Genomic DNA, 25,130 nt, shown 5'->3' with positions numbered 1-25,130 from the left:
AACCAAATAAAGAATTTTTTCTGAAAAGTTGTCGATGGCATTCAACCTTTTGGAATAATGAAAAAATAACACTGGTTATAACAGTATTATAGTCGGAATAATCTTTTAAACCTGCATTTTATCAACACGAAGAATTCTATACCCAAAAAAGGGTACGCCTTACAAATTCTATTGTACTAGAAAAAGTGAATGATTTCATGCATTATTATAATTACATGCGACCGTTTAAAAAATTAAACTACCTGTCCCCGATTGAGTATCGGGAACAGGTAGCATAGGTGTTTTATTCCTGTCTCACATCAGTGGTCCAGTTCATCGTAGACACCTCTTATATGTCGTGACAACTACTACGTTAAAACTTACGAGTTTGTACGAGTTCATTAATTTAATATACAATCCATGTGTTTATATTCGTCGCCCCGTAAAATGTCATTTCGCCTAAGCTCGTACTTCGTTTTCTATTCTATTATAATTGTATCTATTATCTTTCTTGATTAATTATCTTTTATATGTTAATTACCTTATTCTGATTAGTTATTATCATTTGTATATGAATATTCCGACTCCATTTTAGACCAATCTTCAATATTGCTTCCATCCTTAGTTAATTCAGCAATTAATTTTTTATCTCCGAATTTATCGCCTGTTATAATTTCCTCAGAATTATTCAATACATCATCTTTCACCAATGATTCTTTATATTTTTAATACAAATATGAGTCAGATGCAGAACCTTCTTCAACATTTCTAGCTTTCCCTACCCCCTTAGTTTCACTCTTAACAGCATCGACATTCCCGTTCACGAATCTACAACGTTAAGGATAATACGTTCCATTCTTACTTTCATTTCATCTAGTGAACTAGGATAACCTAAATCTGGCATTAAATCTGTAAATTGTTTGATGTCATCAGAATTATATTTTCTTATCTTATCTCCACTAAAGATCCCCTCCACATTTTTTCTCTAATTGTATCATTTTCAATAATTACAGGACCTTTAATCCACAAATAAAGGTTTGCTTACACAATGTTTTATTTGTGTTTTTGAGATAAAGCCACGGTTTGTATAAAAGATGCGACGTATGTGAAAATATTGTGATACTTTTTCCTTAGGTATTTATTTTTTAAAGGAACATGGCAACTATTTCCAAAAAGCAGTAATCTTTTTGTTGGATGTTAATGGGAAATTTTATAGATAATGTAACCTATTTTTGTTTCAACTATGTTAAAGTAAAGAGGGAGAAAATCCTATGAATAAAGGTAATAAATTACTTTAACCAAGACTAATAAATACATTAAGAAGGAAGGGGCATATGAAAAGTATAATAAAATTAATAAAATTTGTCGGATTAATTGTTTTAACAGTATTAATCATAGCACTTTTTTTCCCAACATGGACTTCACATATAAAAGGTAATAACAGTATAAGTGTATTAGAACAAGTAGAGATAAATGGAAGTAGTCATGAAATTATGATACGTGGCAAAGTTAAGGATAATCCAGTTATTATTTTTGTACATGGAGGACCTGGATGTTCAGAAATACCGTATGCCGATAAGTACCAAGACTTATTGGAAAACAATTTTACGGTTGTAAATTACGATCAAAGAGCATCTGGAAAATCATATCACTTTTTTGAGGACTATTCTAATCTTTCAGCAGACTTACTGGTGAAGGACTTATTGGCCATGACGGATTATATATCGGAACGATTTGGAAAAGAAAAGGTAATTTTAATTGGTCATTCTTATGGTACATATATTGGAATGCAAGCTGCTTATAAAGCTCCTGAAAAATTTGAAGCATATATTGGTATTGGACAAATGAGTGATACCGTAGAAAGCGAGATTGACAGTTTGAACTACACCATTAATCAGGCTCAAAATAATGGTAATACGGATGATGTTTTATATTTACAAGGGTTAACTGAAAAAATCAAAAATGGCGATACATTTACCCCGCGAAATTATGTTAACAAATATGGTGGGGGTTCAAGGCTTATTGACAATCCTGATGGTAATAACATAGGTATGTTGTTTAGTAATGAGTATAACTTATTAGATGTAATTCGTTATAACTATGGAGTATCCTATTCGCAAAACAGTTTGTTAAAGGAAGTTTTAAATAAACCATTACCTACATTAGTAACAAAACTTGAAATACCGTGCTATTTTATCATGGGTAAATATGATTATATGACTTCCTCTAATGCAGCAAAAAAATATTTGGATATAGTTGAAGCTGATAAAAAAGAATTTATTCCTTTTGAAAAATCAGCTCATTATCCACAATTTGAAGAGAAGGAAAAGTTTAATAAATGGATGTGCGATACATTTATTAAATAGATACACCTATTATTCTATATGATTATCAGCCAACAAGGACAGACGAACATCCAAATTTTAAATTTAATAAATAGATGAATAATGTATAAAGGAGCTCTACTCTCAATGGCAAGAAAATTATTAACACAAAGATTTCCTCTTTTAATTCCTATTAGAATCAGACAACGTAGGCTGTTTAAAAAAATAAGTGACGGTCTTGCAGGTCATAAGTTTTCAAAAACATTTGAGAAAAATCCATTACCTTACAGGATTTATAAACATAAATCTTTGCTTATTAGAAAATTAGGTGATACGGATATGCAGCTGCAATATAACAAAATTACCAATCTGAAGCTAGCAATCTCCAAAATAAATCAGGTTGTAATTAAACCGGGAGAAACATTTTCATTTTGGCATCTTGTTGGAAATGCCAGTGAAAAGGCTGGATATAAAGAAGGAATTATTTTAATGAATGGCGAAGCGATAAAGGGAATAGGTGGAGGCCTCTGTCAGTTAGGAAATCTTCTCTACTGGATGTTTCTTCATTCAGAGTTGGAAACAGTGGAAAGATATCGTCATAGTTTCGATCCATTCCCAGACTATGGACGTGTGATTCCATTTGGAACAGGTGCTACTTTGATGAATGGTATTATTGATCTTAAATTGAGAAACAATTCAAATATTACCTATCAAGTTAATCTACATCTTGACGAAGAATACATATACGGAGAAATTAGAGCATCCCAGTATCCTCCATATAAGTATTCTATTGTTGAAGAAGATCATCGTTTTGTAAAAAAAGCAGATGGGCAAGTATATAGGCAAAATAAAATTTATAAAAAAATAGTTGATCGTGTCACAGGTAATTTAGTTGGCAAAGAGCTAGTCATGGAAAATGATTGCTTAGTAAAATATGAAGTAGATGATCAGAAAATTGTGGGTTCTTTATAGATAACGTTTTTTACTCTTCTAAAGATATTTGAAAAAACTGGATAAGTAATTTTAAAATAAAAGCCTCTAAGGCAAAAAATATGATTGAAATGGACTTTTCATTTACTCAGCTACATATGTATCAACTTGAAGTACCTATGATAATAGGTGCTTTTTATTATGTAGAATTTACATAATAAATGTGGGTTTATTAAAATAAACATTCAAGGTTGGTGGACTAACTTACAATAATGAAATGTAAGGGAAATGAACTTCTACATTGAAACAAAAGGGTTAAACTAACATTATAAGAATCGACTAAAAGATAAGGAGTGAGCACATGGTTTGGTTAACATTAATACTCGCATATGGAATGTTTTTATTATATTGTGTTCGCACTCTGAAGAAATGGACGAGTCTTTGGTATTGTGACGAAACAAACGAAGACAATCTAGATAAAATATTTGCCCGTCAGTTCAGTAACTTCAACAAAAAGAGTGTTAATCCTTCTTGGATCAACACCCCAATACTAAGCTAATTTTTAACATCTTACATATTTACGTTTGAAACCAATCCGCCCTCTATCAATTTCTTTATGAATACTTTCGTAAGCATTTAGGAAACTGCTTTTTTTCTTGTCCCGTTTTACTTCTACTGTACCTATTTCCTTTGCGCTCTCGACTGCCTTTTCATGTAGCGGCAAATATGAAATCCCTACGGTGTATAGAAAATTATTTATAGCGGATTTCGTTCGTTCTGGCGAATCATGAATCGTATTTTTCACAATTTCAACCATATTGGAAATTTTGCTTTCGGAAAATTCATTGTCTAGGCGATTCCCTAAAAGCCAGCAGTAGCAACTCCAGCCGGCTGACGTTCTCAGCTCGTCACCGCTTGCAATCCATTTATCAGCAACGTCTTGTGCAAAATCTGATTCTGCTAAAGTTACTGCCACCACAAAATCAGACAGCATATAAAAATACGCCCCATCCATCCAACGATCAAAATCCGACTCACTCATAGCTTTTGGGTCTGCAATAATGCCTGCAAAGTACATTGCATCATAGTTACCTGTGGAATATAGTTCTTCAGCTAAACGTTGATTTATTTTTATTTTCTTTGCGATTGGTTTCATTGCACCTGTAGCTACGCCAAAAAGCGGCTCCTGCGCACCATTGGATATGTATATTTTTTTCGTTCCTTACCGAGGGCTTCAAGCTCCTGCATAACTGTTTCGAATTCCATAGTTTTGCACTTCCTTCCATACTTTAATTATAACTAAAAAAATAATAATTCACACATAAACTACTCCGTAATACTATATAGTAGTACTAAGTAATGCTAAGTAGATGCGAGGAGGAAATATGAAGGATTTAACTGAAATGCTTAAGGGAGTTCTTGAAGGAGTTGTACTTCAAAAGATTCAAACAGGTGAAACCTATGGGTATGAAATAACTAGGTATCTAAATGAGTTAGGTTTTGATGATATTGTGGAAGGAACTGTCTATACCATTCTTGTTCGAATAGAGAAAAAAGGACTCGTGAAGATTGAGAAGAAAAAATCTGAGCTTGGACCCGCGAGAAAATTCTACACACTAAATGCGAAAGGAGAACAAGAATTAAATGATTTTTGGCAACGCTGGTCATTTTTAGAAGAAAAAATGAATGAAATAAAGGAGCAAAAAAATGATTAAAAAAATGATTCAAGAAAAACGGGAATTTCGTGCATATCAAAAAAGAGTGAATGAATTACCTGGAGAATACAAAAAGGCTATGAAAGCAATTGAAAATTATATGTGGAACTTTGCTAAGGGATCAGGCATGTTGGAGCTATTAAAGAATATATTAGAGATGTTCGAGAATAGTGCCAGTGATGGATTAAGCGTACGAGATGTAGTAGGAAATGATATAGCAGAATTTGCAGACTCATTCCTAGCCGAGTTTCCAGAAGAAACATGGATTGACAAATTAAGAAAGAAATTAAGAGATTCTATTGAATAAAGGAGCGAGCCATGAATCCAACTGTGCTTGAAATCAAAAATGTAAAAAAGAGTTTTAAAGGGAATGAGGTTTTAAAAGATGTCAGTATCACTGTGAAGCAAGGCTCCATTTATGCCTTATTAGGGGCGAACGGTGCTGGGAAAAGTACCCTACTAAAAATTGTTACGGGGCTACTTAATAGTGATGGCGGCAAGGTGACCATTCATGATATTAATGTTGCTGACAATCCTATGGCGGTAAAAAAGTTATTTAGTTTTAGTTCACAGAATACCACAGTTGACGGTGTTCTTACTGGATATGAAAATCTTCATTTGATTGCAAAACTGCGACATGAACAAAATCCTAAAAAAGCTGTAGAAAGCCTGTTAGATAAGTTTGATCTGACTGAAGCCAAAGATAAAGCAGTTTCAACGTATTCAGGAGGAATGCGACGCCGCCTTGACTTAGCAATGAGTTTAGTTGGGAATCCAAAATTCATTTTTCTAGATGAACCTACCACAGGATTGGACCCTAAAAGCAGACAGGATCTTTGGGATACGATTAAAGAAATGAAGTCGCAAGGGAAAACAATTTTCTTAACGACCCAATATTTAGAGGAAGCAGATTATTTAGCCGATCAAATAGGTTTTTTACGTGAAGGTAAAATTGTTGCAGGAGGGCCCCCAGATGAAATGAAACGTATTGCTGGAGCAGATAAATTACTACTTGTATTTAATCGAAATCAAGACGCTGAGAAAGCTTTAAAACTTTTAGAATCATATTCTCCTGTAAAAAGAGTAGATTATGAGATTTCCATTGATTTAACAGAGGAGATAACAACAACTTTAAACGTATTAAATGCCCTCACAACTGAAAATATTGAACTCAAGACCTTCAAAATGATAACCTCAACCCTTGATGATGTATTTATTACCCTTACGAAAGGAAGAAAATAATGCAAATCATACAGAGTTTTGGAGATACATTAGCACTTGCCAATAGAATTATTAAACATAATATGCGAAGTATCGACACGCTTATTACCGTTATTGCTATGCCAGTTATGATGTTATTAGGAATAGTTTATATATTTGGAGGAGCCATCCAAATTCAAGGAGTGTCTCAAGAGGATTATATAAATTATGTGCTTCCTGGAATCTTATTAATGACGATTGCCAGCGGATCAGCTTATACTTCATTACGAATTAACTTAGATAAAACATCAGGGATGTTTGACAGATTTAAGTCAATGCCTATATCAAAATCATCCGTATTAGGTGGCCACGTTTTAGCTTCTGTTATCTTTATGTCAGTTTCTATAATTGCAGTTTTAATAGTAGGTTTTTTAGCTGGATTTAGAAGTAATGCGACATTTTCTGAATGGCTTCTTGTAGGATTTTTAATTATTCTTTTTTCTCTTACATTAACATGGCTTTCAGTACCTTTTGCGTTGGCCGCCGGAAGTATTGAAGGAGCCAGTTCCTTCTCTTACATCTTACTGATGATGCTTTTTGTCAGTTCTGCATTTGTGCCTGTCGATGGAATGCCAAAGTTAGTTCGTCTCTTCGCAGAAAATCAACCAATGACGCCAATTATTCAAGCAATAAGAAATCTACTTCAATCACATGCTGCTGGAAATGATTTATGGATTTCAATTGGTTGGATGGTACTAATCATAATAATTTCATATATTTTTGGAATGAAAGTTTATAAGAGAGTATAAGTAATTAATAATATGTATTTCAATTTTTGTGGATTTGAAATAAAGTCGTACCGGTTATAAAAAAGATGTACTGTTTTGAAATTATCAAGACATAAATTCAAAAAAACTTAAAATATAAGGGGTCCAGCATATTATTTATGCATAATATGTTTGGCCCCTTATTCTTTGATGATGATTTTGAAACTGAATTTGCATTGTATTTTTCTTTATTTGGATATAAGTAAATAAAGCCCCATAAATGTTCGTTTATGGGACCTATTAGATAGAATTCAACACTAAAAAAGTATCTAAAAACATGAAATATCAATATACTTTAAATTGAGTATTGGGGTCTGTGTAGCAATGGAACCAAATCACGCAACAAGTATTTACATTTTGTTGAATCTTCTCTTTGTTTATTTATGCGTTATTTTAGATAGTGTAACAAAGCTCTGTCATTGCAGCATTTACATCTTTTATAATGAGTAACATTTCCTCGTAGGGTGGGATAAATTCTTGACCAAATTCTATTGTAAAAGCATAAACTTTACTTTTATTTGAATCAATAATATGACGACTATAGGCGTAATCTTCCGAAGTTGCTGACGTTGCATATAGTTCTATTCCTTGTTGAACATTATAAGACTTACCACGTACAGCATGAAGAGCGTTATTCATTTGTGTGGCCAAATTGACTAAAGTATTTTGGTCTATACTAGATATATATTCTCGATACTCTGTATCGTTTGCTATTCCACGTTTTCCGTCAAAAATTGGATTATGGAAGTTTTGGTTCGGATCCGTTTCTTGATTATCATCGTCACCCTAAGGACATAATATCATTCCCCCATGACTATGGATATCCACATAATATTGAATATTAGGGTAAGTATCTAAGAGATACTTCACATTTTTTGTTTCAGGTTCCGAAAAAGGTACTGTGCCTTTATAAATCTCTTTTGCTGGATCATTCGATGTTCCGATTCCACTATTCCAGAGAAAATCAAAGTTCCGATTGATATCTACTCCTAAATTCTGACCACCTGTACTTGTATTTGGATTTCGATTTTTTCGCCACATTGTCTCTGCTGTCTGTGAATAATTTTTCCCATCTGGGTTTACATCAGGAAATACAAAAATGTCAAGTTTCTCCATAAAATTACGAATTTGGTCAAATGTATATGTTTTGTTCCCAAAGGTAAGTGGAGTGTGAGATTGATAAGCTGTAATTAACTGCCGTAAAAAGTTGATACATATATCGGAACCGCCCCATTCTCTGGCGTGCACACTACCTGTAAACAAAACTCCCGTTCTATTTGAATTGGTTCCAGCTTTTAAACATATAGCATGTGAAGTACGTCCTTCCCATGTTTGATTAGGAAGTTTAATCAAGGTTACTAAGTTTGGAAATTGGTTGGCTAGTTGTTTGAGTACAGTTTCTATCTCGTCTACTGTCATATAGCCTCCACGAACTGTTTCCGCTTCTGACATGAGATTAGAAGTAGCAAATCGATTGCCAGAAGATATTTCTTTTTTTCTGTCCTTGGTAATGGTATTCAAATCATCAATAACTTCTATGTGATAACCAGCCTGTTTGACTTTATCAATTTGATTATCTGTTAGAATTCCGGGGACTTCATAGGAATCCGTGTCTATTTTCTTCGCTACACGATATTGTAAATCTAAATTGAATTTTTTTAACAAGAGTAATTTTTCGTGTGAATTACCACGTATACGAACAGAATATAAATTCATATATTCATCTCCTAATTACATTTTTGATACAGAAAATAATTTACGTATGTAGTATAGACATTGATTAGACTCAAAAAAACATCCAATATATGTAATTTTAACAGAAATTATTTATATTCCACTACAAAATTCCACCCCTGTTAATTATAAAAAATTTCTGCGCTACATTATGTTGTTTGTAATTAACAGGGGGTGTTTTCGTTAGAAGATGATATGTACAAAAATTAAAACATTAGGTGACCGTCGATTTTTTAAGGTCTAGGAAAAAATTGGGTTGAAAAAGGAACAATGATGGTGTAAAATTACACTGAACAATACGCAAGTTACTTTTTAGGGGAGGGGAAGTGAATAAGGAGCTTATAATCGAAATCATTTCAACGAAAATAAAGTTAATTCGTACTGAAAAAGGTATACGCAGGATAAAATGGATGAAGTTCTCGGCATTTCAAAGAAAAAGCTTGTTCAAATCGAGAAGGGGAATACATAGATAAAAATATTTTATTAATGTTGTTAACTCTGACCTTATTATTAGGATGTGCTTATTTTATCCCAAAAACTTTTGCTAGGGATATAGGAAAAACAACTGCTAAAGATACATGAAAAGTAAATGGAATTATGTAAAAATAAATAATTACATATGAAGTACATTCCTAACATACCTACATTAGGAGGGTTTTCCCTTTCTTTGAGCGTACAGTAATGATTACATGTAGCATAATCTGTCACTCAATTAACCTGTTGTACGTTGGAAGGTGTGGAAACACCACTCTTGCTCTTAAACGGACTATGTTATGCAATTAAAAAGTCCTATTGTTCCTATGAAGTAGGATGCAGCGCTTTGTCTTATTATTATGTATCATTTAACAATTTCCGAAATACAATTTATCAACTAGAAGGAGATTATATATGTACATCTTGAGTCTACTTTGGATTTTCTTTATGCCTATTCTCGTATTATGTGGAATTTTCGGTGGGATTTTCCTAATTGTTACAGGGATTAAATATCGTAAATTATTCTCGGTTATAATGGGATTACTTACTCTTTCCTTTGTTGTGCTACCTTTTGTTTTTTGGGGTATGGGGATTGATGGAGAAAAAATTATTTCTATTCCAACCATTCTATACTGGATCCTATTCTCTTTAACAGGGTTATTAGCAGGATTCAATGGACTACAGGCAAAAATTAAAAGCATACGCAATATGGGATTTATTATTTTTACTACTGGAATATTAGGGGCTATTTTCTATTATTTAATGTCAGTATCTCATGATTCATTTTATATCAATTAGTTTTTTCTAAACTCATATCATCTACTACTTAATAAATATAATTAAAGAAAGTTGTAGCGTTATAAATACAAATAATGTATTACAACATAACGTTAATAAATGGAAAGAAGGATATTATGGAAGTTATTGAGCCAATAGACCCTTTTATTATGCAGTTGGTCATTATTCCACTGATAGTCATTGGATTAGGTGTTTTAGCATCTGTTCTTGTAAAAAAGATATTTATTGGCCCTTTAATAACATTATTTTTAAATGCTTTATATGAAATTTGGTATTTCAAACACTATTATCCTGAAAATGGATTTTTTTTGTCCTCTTGGAATATTATATTCCCTGTAATTTCATTAGTGATTTCTGGGGTTGCAGCAGCAATTCGAAACGAATAGACAAAATTAGGCTCTGTTGCAAAGTTTGAAAAAAATATAAACAGATTGGCAAATGAGGAAAAAGGATTAGGAGTATGTCTAGGTCAATTAAACCTAAACATACTCCTATATTTCTTAATGTACAATGCCTAATAGCGAATTATAGTACTCATCAACTTGTGAATGGCATAATAAAATAGATTTAGACACCCTTGCCACATTAATCCCATCGATAGATTCTTGCAATTTTATTACTATCTGAGAAGCATAATTGAAGTTGTGCTTAAATTGAAACAAAAAAACACATTTTTTCGTTTTGGGGTCGGTCTATTTTCTTAGCTTGATGGTGATGTAACGCTACTCCGTATTAAACTTTATTAATTTTTAGGCAGATGTTTAGTCGGTATTTATTCGTAAATTTGTTTGAATCGGTGAAAAAATAAAATGTGTAACAGTATGTGCAATTGGATTTACATTATCAATGAATTCCTCAGCTTGGGCGAAATTTTCAAATTGCATTTTTAACATATAACAAGCATTTCCTGCTATACGATAACAAAATTCTACGTTTGGAAGTTTCTCTATATAATTTTTAAATGATTTATAGTCTCCATTTTTAACCGTTGCTTCTATGATACATTGGATAGGTAAACCTAATTTCTCATAATCAACTTCTAAAGTATATCTTTTTATTATTCCAAATGATTCCATTTGTCTTACTCGTTCTGTTACGGAAGGTGAAGATAAATTAATTCTTCTGCCAATTTCACTCATTGATAACCGACTATTTTTATGTAATTCATCTATTATTTTTCTATCAATATTATCTATTTTCATTTTTAAAATAAATCCTCTTTTTTCGTTAATTATTTAAAATATTTTTCGTTAATTCGTTATTGATTTAATGTAATTTAATGATTTTATTTTCTATTATTAATATAACAAGGGGGGATTTTAAATGGCAAGAATTATTGAATCAAATTTCGGAGAAACACCATTTCAGAGACTGTTAGGGCATAACATAGAAGTGATGAAAGGGTGGTCTCAATTAGGAGATGTATTAGAAAAGGAGGGATTGCTATCTGTTGAGTTAAAGGAACAAGTAAGGAGAACGTTAGCACAAAGTAATGGTTGTGAGTATTGTAAAGCAAAAGGAAAACCTGAGTTTGATAAGTTTAATGAAAAAATATCTATGGCCGTAGGATTCGCAGAGGTATTTTTGAAGCAAAAGGGAGATATATCGAATGCAACTTTTGATATTTTGAGGGAATATTTTAGTGAAGATGAATTAAGTGAGCTTTGTGCATTTATTGCTTTTACGACTGCTTCGCAATATTTTGGAGCGATACTTAAATTAGAGGCACAAGAGTAGTTATAAAATAATGAATAGAGCAGCTAACATCGTTGAAAGCCTGTTTTGATTAAAGTCAAAACAGGCTTTTTCTTCTACAAACTAACATTTTTCTTCTTCGCGGACACAAATTTTTCATCTAAAAAATTTGTACCTAATACGCCGAGAATAATCATGATCGCTCCAATAATATGGTAATATGCGATCTCTTCATGTAAGAAGATTACACCAGCGAACATTGTAATTAAAGTAGACATATTGCTAAATACACTCATTTTTGATGCTTCTACAATGGATAAAGCATAATTTGATAAGAATGCTGTTAAGAGTGAGGATAGAATTCCTAAATATAAAATGGAAGCGAGAAATAACGGGCTTGTAAAGGGTTTAAAATATAGATGCATAGTTCCAGTTGCAATATGGTTCCCGATTGATAATGTATTAAAACAAATAAATCCAATTACAGTCATCATATACGTTACATCAATTAATCGAATTTGTTTTGTCATTTTTCGTGCTAGAACGTTATAACCAGCTGACGATAATGCTGATAGGAGAATCAGTATAACACCGGTAAAACTAGTAATATGAGAGCCTAGTCCTTTCATCGCAAAAATATAAATGACCCCAGATACGGATAAAAGAAGCGAAATCTTTTGCCAAATTGTTGTTCGCTCTTTTAAAAAGTAAGAGGCGCATACCATTGTGAAAATTGGAATGGTTGCTTGAATAATTCCTGCTTCCGAAGAAGATGTATACACTAATCCAAATGCTTGAAATGTAAAGAATAGTGCTGGATAAAAAATGGCAACAGGTAAAATAGAAAGCATATTTTTAAGTGTAACATTTAATTTGATAAAACCGAATAGTACTGGAATTGATGCGGTTAGAAAAGAAATAGTAAACCGATGAGCTAATGTATCTAGCGGCCCTGTAATGGTAAGGGTTAATTTTACAAACATAAATGAAAAACCAATAATAGATGTATAAAGAATTGCAGCGGCGTATGCTTTTTTTGTTTGAGTCATAGTCACACCTCGTATCATCAATTTTCTTACTGACCAGTATATGTAAATGGTAATGTTTTCTTGTGGGTGCTACAATACAAATATATACAATCTGTACCGGTACAAAAATATTAGGAGAGGGGTGTAAACGTGTATAAGTATGTAATTATTTTTAATGATTTAGAAAAGTTAATTCAAATTGGTGAATTTAAAGAAGGCGATAAATTACCTTCTATTCGCTCTTTAAGTGCCCGCTATCAATGCACGAAAAGTACCATTATTCGTGCCCTTCAAGAGTTAGAAAAAAGACATTTGATATACTCCGTTTTGAAAAGCGGATACTATGTTGTGAAAAAAACAAATGAAAATCATGCTAGGCATAGTAGTGTCATAGACTTTGCATCATCTGCACCTGATCCAGATATTTTTCCGTATTTAGATTTCCAGCATTGTATAAACAAAGCAATTGATACATATAAAAATGACTTGTTTATTTACGGGACTCCGAAAGGTTTGCCATCGTTAATTCGAATTGTTCAAAGACAACTAACAAACTATCAAGTATTTACGAATGAAGAAAATATTATTATAACATCAGGTGTGCAGCAGGCATTATCTTTGTTAACTTCTATTCCATTTCCAAATAAAAAGAAAACAATTCTAATTGAACAGCCCAGTTATCATTTGCTTATCGAATATTTAGAAACGCATGGTATACCTGTAATTGGTATCGAACGATCAGCCGAAGGAATCAACTTGATCGAATTAGAATATATATTTAAAACAGAAGATATTAAATTCTTTTATACAATGCCGAGATTTCAAAATCCATTAGGAACATCGTATTCTAAGAAAGAAAAGGAAGCTATCGTCCGTTTAGCAAAGAAGTATGATGTTTTTATTGTGGAGGATGATTATTTGGCAGATTTAGAAAGAGATGCTAAAGCAGATCCAATGTATAGTTATGATGATTCCGCCCATGTTATTTATTTGAAAAGTTACTCTAAAGTTATTTTTCCTGGGCTCCGCGTTGGTGTTGCTGTTATACCTGATTGTTTAACTGAAAGTTTCTTAACATATAAAAAATTACAAGATATTGATAGCTCGATGATTTCACAAGCAGCTCTAGAAATTTACATAAAAAGCGGGATGTTTGAACGGCATAAGCAAAAAATTCGTGCTTCCTATTATGAAAGATCCAAGAGGCTAGCTGCTTCTTTGAAAGAATGGAATAGTATGAACAAACAGCTGTTTCAATATCATGATGCCAATTTGCCGTGTGTGCATACCCACATCATTTTAAATAAGAAGGTTATCGTTCAACCGCTTATCCGAAAGTTGCTACAGAATAAAGTATTAGTAGATTCGATTGAGAAAAATTATTTATCTTCGTTTCCAAAAGAAAAAATATTGAAGTTGAATGTGTCGAATGTAAAAACAGAATGGATTGAAGAGGGAATATGTAAAATTATCGATGAAATGAAACGTATATAATTCAGAGGCAGGCTTATTTTAACTTTTTTACTAAACAATTTGGTTAATAAAGCTATTTTATCAATGTAGAGTTTGAACTCAAAAGACATCAAAAATGAGCGTACAGCAAATCGCTCTTTTTATTTCAATATTTCATTTTGTAGCGAAGGGAGGGCGAAGATACTAGACAAATAAATAAAGACACTCGAATTGAGTGCCTTCTCTTAGCAGCATCCGTATCCGTATCCGCCACCGCCATAACCGCCGCCCCAACAAGAGCAACCGATTATGATTAATAAGATAAATAACACAATTAGTAAGGCGAATCCACCCCGGAAGCCTCCACAACCACCGTCAAAACCCATACTACATTCCTCCTTTTGATAAGGAAACAAACAATAAGAGTCAAACTTGAAATAACACAGCGGATTTACATTACATTATGTGTTGTGGAGTTAAAGAGTGCATGTACATTGTCAATTGGAAATCGGCTTATTAAACAAAACAATTCTTTTAAACACCGTGAATCAAGTGTAATACAAAAAGAGTAAGATTACGTGTTCATTGATTGGAAATCTTTTAGTACGTTTTTTAACGTTTATAACATACTAAAAAATATAGGATTAATGTAATACGGTAAAGGAATAAATGAGATACCGCCAGTGAAACGGAAAAACCGCATGCTTCATTAATTGATTACTTTCTATATACTCGATTATACAATTCAAGAAGATCTGCAACAGGGATATTATTTATCTTCATACCTGTTATATCACTATGCTGTATTTCCACGTTCCTAAGATTACTATGAGTGATTTTACTACCTTTAAGATTGCATCTATTAAACGTAATTGGATTATCTTCATCTTCAAGATTTGTATCAGCGAAGCGAACCCCATCTAAAGTCACTAAAGCCATTTCGCTGTTAGAAAAATTTAAATCAGCAAATAATGTGTTTCTAAAATTTATATTGTGAAACTTTGAATGACTAAGATTACAGTTATTAATATGGCTGCTCATCATGTTACTGTTGCTAAAAGAACTCCCTTTTAGAGTTACTTGATAACACTCTGTCTTAGCCATATTACAGTTTTCATATTGGGTATCTGAAATATCCTTATTTTCAATTAAGTGTTCTACTTTCACTGAAGCGTCTATTCTCTTTATGTAACAATATTCATCTTCTGTTTTAAAGGTTGCTTTATATCCCACTTTTTCATAAAAGTAATGGTTTTTGATTTGTCTACTAGATGTTTCAAGATCCCAAGTTCTCACATTTGAAAACTCTTTTTCTATTAAAGTTATGACTTTTGATCCTATGCCTTTCCCTTGATAGCTAGGATCTACAAAAATACGGTCTATTCGCCCGAAAGACTGACCTGAAATCGTGACAATAATTCCACCCACAATCGTTTCGTTGTATATAATTTTGAAGCAATTTAACTCCTTGATCATATACTTAGTCATTTCAATTGAAGCATATCCTGGTGGTTGAATGTTATAGTCCGTTATGCGCCCTTTGTCTGGGAGCCATTTTTTTGCTTCTTCATTAAAGGTCTTTTTTGATATCTCTGTTAATGTTTCAGCTTCTATAATAGATGCTTTCTTAATCCTTATTGTTGCCATTTAAACGTCCCCTTTAGAATAAAGTAAATTACTTCCTCTTCCTCATATTACCATAAAAAGATATACTTTGGTTTTTAGTTGGTCTGATTGGATCGTTTAAACATCCTGTTTCTATTTTTATTGAGTATAAATTATGCTATGTAAAAATTACTAAAAATTATTTATGAACGAAACCAAACATCAAGATAATTTAGTCATTGTATTATGGGCGCATATTTTTATTGAAAAAGAGGATTTTTTAGTTCGATAACGAAATGAGATTAACAGATAAAGGGGGCGATATTATGAATATTACAGTGAAGAAAGTTATGGAAAACATGTGTAAAAATTATTAAGAAAAGGGGTTTTTCTATTGAAACAAGCTTTGCTTATTATTGATGTACAACAAGAATTAGTTGATGGTAATAATGAAACAAAAAGTGTGTTTAATAAAGAAGTATTATTAGATAACATTAATTTAGTTGTTAATAAGGCATTAGAGTCACACACTTTAATTGTCTTTATTAGGGATAAGGATGTTGCTGAAGGAAAAGGTCCCGGGTTTCAAATACACCCGAAAATAAATGTACCGGTAGATGCAAAGATATTTGATAAAGCAGCTACAAATGCCTTTTATGATACACCATTAATGGATTATTTAAAAGAAAACGAGATTGAACATCTTGTTATGATGGGATGTAAAACAGAACATTGTATTGACACGGCGGTTAGAACTGCAACGGTGAATCATTTTGACGTAACTTTAGTTGGGGATGGCCATTCAACGACAGATTCTTCAATTCTATCTGCTGAAAAGATAATCAGTCATCACAATAAAATACTTCATGGTCATTACAATGTTGATAATTTTTCTGTTGTTCGGACTACCGAAGAGGATTTGTTTCAACCAAATCATGACACTTACCGCTAAGTAGCCATTCATTCATTTAACTTGAAAAGTGCGACAAAAATTATTGATTTCTGGCAAACAGGCGTTATTGTTATAGTTTTAAATATGGTGAAGTAAAACATGTATAACCCTGTTCTAAAATTAGAACGGGATTATACGTGTTTAAGACAAAGGAGAAGAGAATTTTGAAAAATTCAACTCATTCTGTTATTGGGGAACTAAATCAGTTAATCGCTTTTGTTAATTCATTAGATGTAGTAAGTGAAAAGATATTTTTTAGTCCTATTTACGAAGGGAAATGGTCACCGGCTGCAATTATCGCTCATTTCATGTATTGGGATCGATATATATTAGAAGAACGCTTTGAGGGAATGATGAATGGGGAGTTACTTCAAAAATCTAACATGAATGTAGACAATATGAACAGATTGGCAAAGGAGTATGCACATTCAGGAATTAATAAGGTACAACTAATTCAAGAGGTCTGTAAAACAAGACAAAGATTATTTGATTTGTTAGTAGATAGAAATTTAGGGATTACTTTCAAAATAGGGTCAAATGAAATGACAGTAAATGAATATTTCAAAGGAATGGTGGAACATGACAACCATCATATTAAGCAAATTATGGAGTTTTTAAAACTTGTAGGAAATAAAATATAGTTATTATTATTGATGAAGTTAATGATAATGAAACATGAGGGGAAATATGAGTAAAAAAAGAAAAAGAAAACAAAAGAAATATAATCAAAGGCAGAAGAAAATTAGAATGCAAAAAATGGCCTCGGAAACCAATTCGTATAATAGAATAAAAAGATTGATAGCTAAAATAATATATGGAGTAATAGCAGCGTGTATATGGAGTGTGTTATTTATAGAAATTAAACCTACTAGTTTTTTGGATTCGATGCTGCTTTTTCTAGTAATGATAGTATTGTTATTTCTATATTTAGCATTGTTTGTACTGTTCGAGGAGGAAGATCGGATTAATAAGCAGACGAACAGAAGAAAAAAATCAAGAAATAGTTCTTCAGATTCATCGTGGGGATTTGGGGACAATGATAATAGGTGTGATAGTAGCAGTGATAGCGGATGTGGTAGTTCCGGAGATGGTGGGGGAGATGGCGGAGGAGATTAGAAGTTAGCTATCTCTCCACTATGTTAACTTAAAAAGAATGCCTCAAAGAACATAGTCTTTGAGGCATTTTCTTTCAACTCACTTTATCAAAGTTAAATCACTACATCGAAGTCAGTTGATTTCGGCTGAGAGGCCGATTTTTTCATAAGTACTTCCCATAAGTGTACAGATTTTTCCCACTCGGCTGTGGCATGCTCTTTTTGATACATGTCTTTTTCATAACTGAGAGTTAGTTGTTGCATATCAGTCGAGTTGTAAAGTATGTCGATGCGCAGTGCGTACTCTCGTAATGTTTGACTTTCATTACGGGGAATACCGATTCTTGCAAATTGTTTTAAAAGTGCATTGTAGGCTTTCGGATATACTGTATCACTTTTTCGGTATTTATAGAAATGGATTATAAAAAATGTAATCCATTTCATTCTAATAATAAAGAGAATATATCCCAGGATACTAATCGGTATCGCAAGGAGGAATACGTACCACCAAGAAAATCCATTATTAGAATTTGTGATTTTTTTAGTAGAGACTACATCTGTATCTTCTATTAAACTTTTGAGCCTTGCCTCATTGTTCCGCTTCTGTATTTGCCCGTTGTTAGAATTAGTTTCTTCCCTATTTTGTGAAGTAGATGCAGGAGTATTATTAATAAAATTATAGGGATTGGTAAATCCTTTTGTTGGTTCGAACGGAATCCATCCGTATCCCGGAAAGTATACTTCGACCCAAGAGTGTGCGTTATTGTTTGCAATTAAATAAACGTTATCACCTTCTAAGCCGGTAAATGTATTGTCAAGAGTTCCTTCTGTATAGCCTTTTACCCAACGAGCGGGAATCGAGGCGGCACGAAGTAAGACGATCATGGACGTCGAAAAATTATTACAGTAGCCGCTTTTTGTATCGAAAAGAAATTGATCTACATAATCTTGACCTTTAGCAGGCACCTTGACATTCATTGTTTCGTATACAAATGAATTGTTTGTGAAGTAATTTTCGATAGCTAATACTTTATCATATCGATTATCTCTATCATTGGTAAGGGTGGCAGCCAAGTCCTTTACTCGCTGTGGTAATGATTCGGGAAGTTGTGTGTACTTTGTTAGGAAGTAAGAACTTGTTTCATGACCTTCATTCGGTTTTACAGCTTTTAAATCTTCTATAGAAAACTGCGGAGTTTCATATGTTACTTTATACGAATTTATAGCAGTAGGAGAGTCTCCGTTAAACGTATAAATTTTTTCTGACAACGAGTCAACTCTGTATGATACATCAGTAGCAGCCTCAACTGATAGTAAACCTGCCGGATAAATTAGATGAGGGTAACTTTTTTGTATTGTAATTGATGCTGTAGATACTTCTGTTTTTGTATTTTGTTCATACCATTTCACGACGTCATTCTTCTTTTGAAAAGAAAGCTTTTTGGGATTTTCCGAAACTTCCCAGCCTTTTCCTGTATAAAAATCTTTTGTTTCCACTCTCCAATATTGTTTGTTTTGCGTTTGCGCTGTAAAAACAACTGTATTATCTGGCTGAAATGGCCCACCTAATTGCGAGTCATTTAAACCGTATCCGATTTTAGAAATTTCTTGTTTTTTACTGTCTTCTGATGTGTTGAATTTCAAAAAATTTAACGGATTGGTCCATTGAGGACCGAATTTTGGAGCAAAGTATGCAACAGATGTTGATAATACAATAAATATCGCAAGAGGTCTAAGTAATTTTGTGAGATGTCTATCATAATGTTGTAATTGTTCACTTGCCTTTATCCGTTCAATTTGCAAAAGGCTCAGCATAAAAAAGCCGATGACAACCGTACGAATAATCGCATATTTTGAGTTGTATAAATAGAAGTTATGAAAAGTCGAGATATAAATGATAGTCACAAATAGAAATAACAACCCACGTTTTTTATGAATCATCCAATAAGAGATGAGTGAAGATAAAAACCAAAATGATAGAAAAAATAACAATGTCGGGAAAACTGGAGAAATATCCAGTAAATTACCTTGAAAAAATAGAGACGTGTTTTGAGAAATATCAGTAAAGAATGCTGTCAGCCAAGATGGATTAAAAAAAGCTTTTTTATAATATAGAGAATTAATGATGATGAAGATTGTTACAATCTTCATCGGGATTTTCCATTTTATTTGAAAAAAAGAGAGAGTGAAGCAAATCCCTATAAATATTACAAAAATATCTAATCTACCTACATTTGTAATACCTATAAGCGGTCTTACCCACTCTAGTAAAAGAAGAAATCCGCATATATGTATAAAGAGTCTACTCATGTTCCGTTGATTTTCCGCTTGAAATATTGTCATTTGCTCACCTCAAAAAACACGTTCGTATAATGGTTTTCATGAACCACTTTTACAATTATTTTTCGTTTTTGTAGAGTTTCTAGCATACTTAGTTCTCGATGTGAAAGTTGGTTTGCTTTTTCTTTTACGACAAACACCATTAATTTTCTATTTCTTATTGCTGCACAATCAGCCGCTTTTTGAATATCGGGAGAAAGATCACTTGTTACAAGTAAAATTGTGATTGGCTGATACATTTTTCTTAATTCCATTTCTACACTTTTAGAGAACGGGAATATGCTGTCTGCTTGTACTTTCGCTAAATGACAAAAGATTTGTTGCAATTGAATATCTCCATTATCTAAGGGGAAAATCGTTCGCTCTTTGCCGACAGACACAAATGAGGCTGGTGAATTTTGCTTTAGAACAGCCTTCACAATCGAGGCGGTAAACGAAACGACTGATTCGAATAGAGGAGATGGAGTTCTGTCCATAAATATCATGATATTATTGCTACGCTGTTGCTCAAACTCTTTTGTCATAATATTATTTGTTCGTGCAGTTGTTTTCCAATCAATCCAAGAAAAACGATCACCAGGTATATAGTCTCTGACACCGACAGAGACTGTAGAGTCCTTTGCTAAATGTATATTTGCTGAAAGTGCTCCTTGTTCGAAATTATTTTCTAATTGTCGATACTTTATATCTACATATCGAGGATAGACTAAAAACGTATCAGAAACTGAAAAAGTTGTTTCTATTTTAGTAATACCAAATAGATCGCCTGTTTTTATACGTACGCTCGAAAAAGTGTGCTCTCCTCTAGGAATTGTGTCAATGACATATTGACACGAAATATGGCGCTTAAATCCAGGGAAGAGAATTACCTTATTCGCCTTTGTTTGTTTACAACTTGTAAAGTGTGGTGGTAGTTCATCTTCCACAATTAAATAAAGGATAGGAAAAGGAAGTTTTCTTTTTAGTGTAATCGTGCTTAAGAATGCTTCACCGGCCATGTATTCCTTTTGATTTGTTATTCGACTCACTTCAACGTCCCGTAATGCAAAGAAGGGAAGTAGTAATGAATAAAGGCAGAAAGGAATTGTACTGTAAAACAAAAACCAGCTTACAAAACCTCCCTGCAGCATGGCATACACAAATGTTAAGACAAGGCAGAAAGGGATTAGTAATAACTTTGCAACATGATAAACTGTTTCTAGTAGTCGTTTCATCAAAAATTCATCGTCCTTTGAGTTGGAACAGTGGTTCGAGCAACGATTTTTGCGATGATTTTTTCTCCCGTTATACCTTCAAATTTCGCTTCCATTTTTAAAATGAGTCTGTGAGCTAAAACGTAAGGAGCTAAAAATTTTACATCGTCTGGAATAACATAATTTCTGCCATGGATGAATGCATAAGCTTGTGAAGCTTTCATTAAAGCGATTGAGCCGCGTGGACTAGCACCTAGCTGTATAGAACTATAAGAACGAGTCTGATTAACAAGCTTTACAATGTAATGTTTAATTGATTTGTCTATGCTTACGTCCTGTACACATTGTTGTAAATTTAGTAATTCCTCTATTGTAGTAATAGCTTGTAAACGAGAGAGTGGATTTGCTTTTTGCATACGGTTCAAAATTTCAAATTCTTCTTCAGGTGTAGGATAGCCCATTTTTAACTTCAACAAGAAACGATCGAGCTGAGCTTCCGGTAAAGGATATGTTCCTTCATATTCGACCGGATTTTGCGTAGCCATTACAAAGAAAGGTTTTGGTAACGGTCTTGTGATGCCATCTATTGTGATATTGCCTTCCTCCATGCTTTCAAGTAAGGCAGATTGTGTCTTCGGTGATGTGCGATTAATTTCATCAGCAAGCACAAAATTCCCCATAATTGGTCCAGGTTTAAATTCAAATTGCAGTTCTTTTGGATTATAAATAGAAACACCTGTTACATCTGACGGCAGTAAATCAGGTGTGAATTGAATTCGCTTGTAATCGGCATCGATTGATTTAGAAAGAGCCCGTACTAGCATTGTTTTCCCGACACCGGGAACATCTTCTAATAATACATGACCTTCAGCTAAGAGAGCTGTCAAGGCTAGGATCGTTTCTTTTCGCTTTCCGACCATTAATGTTTCAATATTGTTGATTATTTTTTCTACAATGGGATGTAGTGAATCAAGCTGCGTCATCGGAATCCTCCTAATTTTATTATCGTTTTCTAGTTCATTCACTTTGATAGGTAGAATGTATGTTAATAATTTATCCAAAGTAAGAATCGGTTCCTTCGTTTTATTTCAGTAGAATAGTAATCTCGGAGGTAATCAGTATTTGTAATGTTGAGGGATTTAATTCTTACTATTATATTAAGTATAAATTGAAAGAGCACCTTCATTTTTGTTATGTGAAAGCCTCTGACTATGCATGGCAGTAACTTATGTGTCGAAAAATCAAAATGAATTTATATACTGTATACTTCTAGGTTATTTAGGGAAATCCTACTCTTAAAATTAAAAAAATTCAGTCTTTATTTTCTAGGTTAGATAGAGATGAATATTTTTTCGGTAAAGCCTTCGATTTAAAGAAAAAGGCTGTATAGTATTCCATCACTATACAGCCTTTTTCCAATTTAACTTGCGATCCTATTGTTGGAATTGTTTGTTTTTTCTACTTGTAAAAACCGCTTTGTTTCTGAAACAACAATCCCGCTTAATCCAATTAGCCCAATTAAATTAGGAATTGCCATTAGTCCATTTGCAATATCAGAAAATGTCCAAACGAGACCTAATTTTAAGTTTGCTCCAAACATGATTATACTGATAAAAATGAGACGATAGTAACGAACCGCATTATGGCCAAATAAATATTCAACGCATTTCTCGCCATAATATGACCAACCTAACATTGTTGAATATGCAAATAAAATAATCGCAATACCAAGGATTATACTTCCGGCGCTTCCAAATACAGTTTGAAATGCAAACGTCGTTGCTTCAACACCTGTTTTACCAGAATTCCAAGCACCTGTTGTAATAAGTACTAAACCAGTGATAGTACATACGACAAATGTATCAAGAAAAGTTCCCGTCATAGATACGAGTGCTTGTTTAGCGGGGGAATCAGTCTTTGCTGCTGCGGCAGCAATCGGTGCACTTCCAAGTCCGGCTTCGTTTGCGAACACACCTCGTGCCATCCCGATTTGAATAGCGGAAGCAACGGTTGCTCCGGCAAAGCCTCCAGCAGCTGCAGTGCCATGAAAAGCACCTGAGAAAATGAGCTGGAATGCTGTAGGAATTTGATCTATATGATAAAAAATAATAATAAGTCCAGCGATGATATAAAAGAAAGCTTTAATTGGAACAAAAAAACCAGTCACTTTTCCAATTTTTTTAACTCCGCCTAAAATAACAACTGCGATGAAAAGAGCCATTCCGATTCCTGTTACGACAGGGGATACGGAAAAATTAATTTTCATGGCCTCAGCCACTGAATTCGATTGAACCATATTTCCGATTCCAAATGAAGCTGTTGTTCCGAAAATAGCAAATAATGTAGCAAGCCATTTCTTTCCTAATCCATGTTCTAAATAATACATCGGACCACCAGAGTACTCCCCGTTAGTGCCATGCATGCGATATTTAACGGCAAGAATCGCTTCAGAATATTTTGTTGCCATTCCAAACAAGGCGGTAATCCACATCCAAAACACTGCACCAGGTCCCCCGATAGACACGGCGGTTGCAACGCCAGCTATATTGCCCATCCCGATAGTAGCAGACATGGCGGTCATTAACGCTTGGAAATGGCTAATATCTCCTTTAGATGAGTTGTCCTCTGATTTTCTGAATGCTAGCTTATGAGCATATAATAGTTTGGTAAATTGTAGGCCTCGTAGACGTACTGTAAGGAGGATTCCTGTCCCAACAAGCAGCACGAGTGTCGGCAGCCCCCATACGTAATGATTGATTACTTCTAATACTTGATTCACTGTTTCCATCTTTACTCTCCTTTAGAAAAAATAAAAAACCATTTCATGTAAACGAAATGGTCTCTGGAGATACAAGGAATAGAAAAATAAACCGATTCGGGAATCGGTATTTTCTGTCGCTTGTCTCTGTCCTTTTACCTGAGAGATTATCCGCTGTAATGGCGGATTTGCTCCTTCGGTGCCCTGTTTCCTTCATGTTGCTATGCAACAGAAGGGAGTCTCTCCAGAGATTCGTCCCCATACAGTTCTACTTGAATACAAGACCTGAGAGTTTCAAAGCTGTCCGACCAGCTTTTTGCCCCATCGGTAGATCAAAAGATCTTCTCCTGTATGGTTCATCCGAATGCTATGAAATTAACATGAGTAATTATAGTCATGGATTATATGGTAAGTCAAGAAAGAAATTTCTGTGTAAGAGTAACTACATTTTGAATTAGTGCTGTTTCATTTTACTATTTTGTAAATGCGGACACTTAGCAAGGATAGTTTGTATGAACAGTTCTTCATTTTCTGGTGACAATTTAACACTGCCAAGCAAAGCTTTTGGATAGTGGATTTCTACACCGTGAAATGCAGCTGCTAGGCGAAAACCGATAAGCATATCATCAGTTGGATGAACCCCTGTAATATTTTCATAGGGAACATTACAATAAAAAGGACCACATCTTGCATATAAACTCTTTTCTCGTAATTCATAACGAATGCCGAAAATAATCCATAGCATAAATAAATCAAATATTAAAATGAAACTAGGAATGATAAGCCAATCAACAGAGTTCAATGTTTTATCTAACAAAAGTGGAAGAGAGAGGAGTGTATTAGATAACAGGATAGTTCCAATCATCATATACCAATATCCTCGGTCTCGTCTTATTTTCCAATTCATTACACCACTTCCTTTATTGTGTGAGATGTTCTCCTAACAGAATTGAGGAATATTTTATTCATATACAAATATTACCACATTTCCGTGTGTATATTAAGAATATATTATTTTTATAGAAAAATAAT

At 33.4% G+C, this 25,130-nt stretch carries 23 protein-coding genes, 5 pseudogenes and 1 riboswitch; of the genes and pseudogenes, 15 read left to right on the top strand and 13 right to left on the bottom strand.

The features are described 5' to 3' along the window. Positions 1–140: 140 nt before the first annotated feature. Positions 141–278 (top strand): annotated as a pseudogene (locus BR72_RS27610) (IS3 family transposase); the annotation flags it as partial. A 252-nt stretch (positions 279–530) separates the two neighbouring features. Here BR72_RS27610 and BR72_RS25385 read toward each other — a convergent pair. Continuing rightward, on the bottom strand, positions 531–686 hold the full coding sequence (locus BR72_RS25385; RefSeq protein WP_197059926.1) for a hypothetical protein: 156 nt from the start codon (positions 684–686) through the stop codon (positions 531–533). Between the two features lie 128 nt (positions 687–814). After that, positions 815–928 (bottom strand): annotated as a pseudogene (locus tag BR72_RS27605) (GNAT family N-acetyltransferase); the annotation flags it as partial. Between the two features lie 385 nt (positions 929–1,313). On the opposite strand from BR72_RS27605, the gene BR72_RS07085 reads away from it, so the two are divergent. Together BR72_RS07085 and BR72_RS07080 are read left to right on the top strand one after the other, a co-directional pair. Then, on the top strand, positions 1,314–2,345 hold the full coding sequence (locus BR72_RS07085) for an alpha/beta hydrolase (protein ID WP_035431390.1): 1,032 nt from the start codon (positions 1,314–1,316) through the stop codon (positions 2,343–2,345). Between the two features lie 105 nt (positions 2,346–2,450). Then, complete coding sequence (locus BR72_RS07080) at positions 2,451–3,275, top strand: VanW family protein (RefSeq protein WP_035431388.1); 825 nt, start codon at positions 2,451–2,453, stop codon at positions 3,273–3,275. Between the two features lie 520 nt (positions 3,276–3,795). Here the strand turns inward: BR72_RS07080 and BR72_RS07070 are convergent. After that, positions 3,796–4,499, bottom strand: a pseudogene (locus BR72_RS07070) (DNA alkylation repair protein). Positions 4,500–4,618: 119 nt separating this feature from the next. Here BR72_RS07070 and BR72_RS07065 point away from each other — a divergent pair. Genes BR72_RS07065 through BR72_RS07050 form a run of 4 tightly spaced genes read left to right on the top strand, consistent with a single transcriptional unit; the run spans position 4,619 to position 6,957 of the window. Next, positions 4,619–4,948, top strand: a complete 330-nt coding sequence (locus BR72_RS07065; protein ID WP_035431384.1) for a PadR family transcriptional regulator — start codon at positions 4,619–4,621, stop codon at positions 4,946–4,948. After that, on the top strand, positions 4,941–5,255 hold the full coding sequence (locus tag BR72_RS07060) for a DUF1048 domain-containing protein (RefSeq protein ID WP_035431382.1): 315 nt from the start codon (positions 4,941–4,943) through the stop codon (positions 5,253–5,255). Before BR72_RS07065 ends, BR72_RS07060 begins: the two co-directional genes overlap by 8 nt. A gap of 11 nt (positions 5,256–5,266) precedes the next feature. Then, entirely contained in the window at positions 5,267–6,190 is a 924-nt protein-coding gene (locus BR72_RS07055) for an ABC transporter ATP-binding protein (RefSeq protein ID WP_035431380.1), read from the top strand. Continuing rightward, the gene (locus tag BR72_RS07050) at positions 6,190–6,957 is read left to right on the top strand and encodes an ABC transporter permease (protein ID WP_090996516.1); all 768 of its coding nucleotides are present in this window, start codon (positions 6,190–6,192) and stop codon (positions 6,955–6,957) included. Before BR72_RS07055 ends, BR72_RS07050 begins: the two co-directional genes overlap by 1 nt. Before the next feature lie 411 nt (positions 6,958–7,368). On the opposite strand, the pseudogene BR72_RS07045 reads toward BR72_RS07050, so the two are convergent. Beyond that, positions 7,369–8,394: pseudogene (locus BR72_RS07045) on the bottom strand (M14 family metallopeptidase). A gap of 641 nt (positions 8,395–9,035) precedes the next feature. Here BR72_RS07045 and BR72_RS26300 point away from each other — a divergent pair. The 3 genes and pseudogenes from BR72_RS26300 to BR72_RS07035 form a co-directional block, all read left to right on the top strand. Beyond that, a pseudogene (locus BR72_RS26300) lies at positions 9,036–9,175 on the top strand (transcriptional regulator); the annotation flags it as partial. A 428-nt stretch (positions 9,176–9,603) separates the two neighbouring features. After that, positions 9,604–9,981, top strand: coding sequence for a hypothetical protein (locus tag BR72_RS07040; protein WP_035431467.1), 378 nt, complete (start codon positions 9,604–9,606; stop codon positions 9,979–9,981). Between the two features lie 116 nt (positions 9,982–10,097). Further along, positions 10,098–10,367 carry a hypothetical protein gene (locus BR72_RS07035; protein ID WP_035431378.1) on the top strand — a complete coding sequence of 90 codons (270 nt, stop codon included), beginning with the start codon at positions 10,098–10,100 and terminating at the stop codon, positions 10,365–10,367. A gap of 375 nt (positions 10,368–10,742) precedes the next feature. Here the strand turns inward: BR72_RS07035 and BR72_RS07030 are convergent, their stop codons facing one another. Beyond that, positions 10,743–11,183: an Lrp/AsnC family transcriptional regulator gene (locus BR72_RS07030; RefSeq protein ID WP_035431376.1), complete on the bottom strand. Its 441-nt coding sequence runs from the start codon at positions 11,181–11,183 to the stop codon at positions 10,743–10,745. Positions 11,184–11,304: 121 nt separating this feature from the next. Between BR72_RS07030 and BR72_RS07025 the strand changes: the two genes are divergently transcribed. Next, the gene (locus tag BR72_RS07025; RefSeq protein ID WP_035431374.1) at positions 11,305–11,718 is read left to right on the top strand and encodes a carboxymuconolactone decarboxylase family protein; all 414 of its coding nucleotides are present in this window, start codon (positions 11,305–11,307) and stop codon (positions 11,716–11,718) included. Between the two features lie 74 nt (positions 11,719–11,792). Here BR72_RS07025 and BR72_RS07020 read toward each other — a convergent pair whose 3' ends face one another. Beyond that, on the bottom strand, positions 11,793–12,725 hold the full coding sequence (locus BR72_RS07020) for a DMT family transporter (RefSeq protein WP_035431372.1): 933 nt from the start codon (positions 12,723–12,725) through the stop codon (positions 11,793–11,795). 129 nt (positions 12,726–12,854) lie between these two features. On the opposite strand from BR72_RS07020, the gene BR72_RS07015 reads away from it, so the two are divergent. Next, positions 12,855–14,198, top strand: a complete 1,344-nt coding sequence (locus tag BR72_RS07015) for an aminotransferase-like domain-containing protein (protein WP_035431370.1) — start codon at positions 12,855–12,857, stop codon at positions 14,196–14,198. Between the two features lie 203 nt (positions 14,199–14,401). On the opposite strand, the gene BR72_RS25380 is transcribed toward BR72_RS07015, so the two are convergent. Together BR72_RS25380 and BR72_RS07010 are read right to left on the bottom strand one after the other, a co-directional pair. Further along, the gene (locus BR72_RS25380) at positions 14,402–14,542 is read right to left on the bottom strand and encodes a YjcZ family sporulation protein (RefSeq protein ID WP_081904810.1); all 141 of its coding nucleotides are present in this window, start codon (positions 14,540–14,542) and stop codon (positions 14,402–14,404) included. Between the two features lie 331 nt (positions 14,543–14,873). Then, on the bottom strand, positions 14,874–15,803 hold the full coding sequence (locus BR72_RS07010) for a GNAT family N-acetyltransferase (protein WP_035431368.1): 930 nt from the start codon (positions 15,801–15,803) through the stop codon (positions 14,874–14,876). 352 nt (positions 15,804–16,155) lie between these two features. Between BR72_RS07010 and BR72_RS07005 the strand changes: the two genes are divergently transcribed. The 3 genes from BR72_RS07005 (at position 16,156) to BR72_RS27005 (ending at position 17,829) form a co-directional block, all read left to right on the top strand. Then, positions 16,156–16,713: an isochorismatase family protein gene (locus BR72_RS07005; RefSeq protein WP_035431366.1), complete on the top strand. Its 558-nt coding sequence runs from the start codon at positions 16,156–16,158 to the stop codon at positions 16,711–16,713. Positions 16,714–16,877: 164 nt separating this feature from the next. Further along, positions 16,878–17,354: a DinB family protein gene (locus BR72_RS07000; RefSeq protein WP_035431364.1), complete on the top strand. Its 477-nt coding sequence runs from the start codon at positions 16,878–16,880 to the stop codon at positions 17,352–17,354. A gap of 46 nt (positions 17,355–17,400) precedes the next feature. After that, positions 17,401–17,829: a hypothetical protein gene (locus BR72_RS27005; protein ID WP_231559681.1), complete on the top strand. Its 429-nt coding sequence runs from the start codon at positions 17,401–17,403 to the stop codon at positions 17,827–17,829. Positions 17,830–17,921: 92 nt separating this feature from the next. On the opposite strand, the gene BR72_RS06990 is transcribed toward BR72_RS27005, so the two are convergent. The 5 genes from BR72_RS06990 to BR72_RS06970 all read right to left on the bottom strand — a co-directional run bounded on the left by BR72_RS06990 (position 17,922) and on the right by BR72_RS06970 (position 25,005). Then, positions 17,922–20,150, bottom strand: a complete 2,229-nt coding sequence (locus BR72_RS06990; protein WP_035431362.1) for a transglutaminase TgpA family protein — start codon at positions 20,148–20,150, stop codon at positions 17,922–17,924. After that, positions 20,147–21,361 carry a DUF58 domain-containing protein gene (locus BR72_RS06985; RefSeq protein WP_035431360.1) on the bottom strand — a complete coding sequence of 405 codons (1,215 nt, stop codon included), beginning with the start codon at positions 21,359–21,361 and terminating at the stop codon, positions 20,147–20,149. Before BR72_RS06985 ends, BR72_RS06990 begins: the two co-directional genes overlap by 4 nt. Further along, positions 21,361–22,323, bottom strand: a complete 963-nt coding sequence (locus BR72_RS06980) for an AAA family ATPase (RefSeq protein ID WP_035431358.1) — start codon at positions 22,321–22,323, stop codon at positions 21,361–21,363. Before BR72_RS06980 ends, BR72_RS06985 begins: the two co-directional genes overlap by 1 nt. Before the next feature lie 437 nt (positions 22,324–22,760). Next, a complete protein-coding gene (locus BR72_RS06975; protein ID WP_035431356.1) occupies positions 22,761–24,128 on the bottom strand; it encodes an alanine/glycine:cation symporter family protein in 1,368 nt (455 codons plus the stop codon). Positions 24,129–24,235: 107 nt separating this feature from the next. Beyond that, a riboswitch (glycine riboswitch) is annotated at positions 24,236–24,356 on the bottom strand. Between the two features lie 196 nt (positions 24,357–24,552). After that, positions 24,553–25,005, bottom strand: coding sequence for a PH domain-containing protein (locus BR72_RS06970; protein WP_035431354.1), 453 nt, complete (start codon positions 25,003–25,005; stop codon positions 24,553–24,555). Positions 25,006–25,130 lie beyond the last annotated feature (125 nt).

This window comes from Bacillus sp. UNC322MFChir4.1 (assembly GCF_000746135.1).
GTDB lineage: Bacteria > Bacillota > Bacilli > Bacillales > Bacillaceae_G > Bacillus_A.
The sequence above is the reverse complement of the archived record's forward strand: the minus strand, read 5'-3'. Positions and strand labels throughout refer to the sequence as shown.

Coding starts and splice junctions, on each gene's coding strand:
- BR72_RS27005 (WP_231559681.1), top strand. CDS start 17,401: ATGAGTAAAAAAAGAAAAAGAAAACAAAAGAAATATAATCAAAGGCAG.
- BR72_RS07030 (WP_035431376.1), bottom strand. CDS start 11,183: ATGAAAATAGATAATATTGATAGAAAAATAATAGATGAATTACATAAA.
- BR72_RS07065 (WP_035431384.1), top strand. CDS start 4,619: ATGAAGGATTTAACTGAAATGCTTAAGGGAGTTCTTGAAGGAGTTGTA.
- BR72_RS06970 (WP_035431354.1), bottom strand. CDS start 25,005: ATGAATTGGAAAATAAGACGAGACCGAGGATATTGGTATATGATGATT.
- BR72_RS06985 (WP_035431360.1), bottom strand. CDS start 21,361: ATGAAACGACTACTAGAAACAGTTTATCATGTTGCAAAGTTATTACTA.
- BR72_RS07025 (WP_035431374.1), top strand. CDS start 11,305: ATGGCAAGAATTATTGAATCAAATTTCGGAGAAACACCATTTCAGAGA.
- BR72_RS07010 (WP_035431368.1), bottom strand. CDS start 15,803: ATGGCAACAATAAGGATTAAGAAAGCATCTATTATAGAAGCTGAAACA.
- BR72_RS07035 (WP_035431378.1), top strand. CDS start 10,098: ATGGAAGTTATTGAGCCAATAGACCCTTTTATTATGCAGTTGGTCATT.
- BR72_RS07085 (WP_035431390.1), top strand. CDS start 1,314: ATGAAAAGTATAATAAAATTAATAAAATTTGTCGGATTAATTGTTTTA.
- BR72_RS07060 (WP_035431382.1), top strand. CDS start 4,941: ATGATTAAAAAAATGATTCAAGAAAAACGGGAATTTCGTGCATATCAA.
- BR72_RS06990 (WP_035431362.1), bottom strand. CDS start 20,150: ATGACAATATTTCAAGCGGAAAATCAACGGAACATGAGTAGACTCTTT.
- BR72_RS07080 (WP_035431388.1), top strand. CDS start 2,451: ATGGCAAGAAAATTATTAACACAAAGATTTCCTCTTTTAATTCCTATT.
- BR72_RS07055 (WP_035431380.1), top strand. CDS start 5,267: ATGAATCCAACTGTGCTTGAAATCAAAAATGTAAAAAAGAGTTTTAAA.
- BR72_RS07020 (WP_035431372.1), bottom strand. CDS start 12,725: ATGACTCAAACAAAAAAAGCATACGCCGCTGCAATTCTTTATACATCT.
- BR72_RS25380 (WP_081904810.1), bottom strand. CDS start 14,542: ATGGGTTTTGACGGTGGTTGTGGAGGCTTCCGGGGTGGATTCGCCTTA.
- BR72_RS07050 (WP_090996516.1), top strand. CDS start 6,190: ATGCAAATCATACAGAGTTTTGGAGATACATTAGCACTTGCCAATAGA.
- BR72_RS06975 (WP_035431356.1), bottom strand. CDS start 24,128: ATGGAAACAGTGAATCAAGTATTAGAAGTAATCAATCATTACGTATGG.
- BR72_RS06980 (WP_035431358.1), bottom strand. CDS start 22,323: ATGACGCAGCTTGATTCACTACATCCCATTGTAGAAAAAATAATCAAC.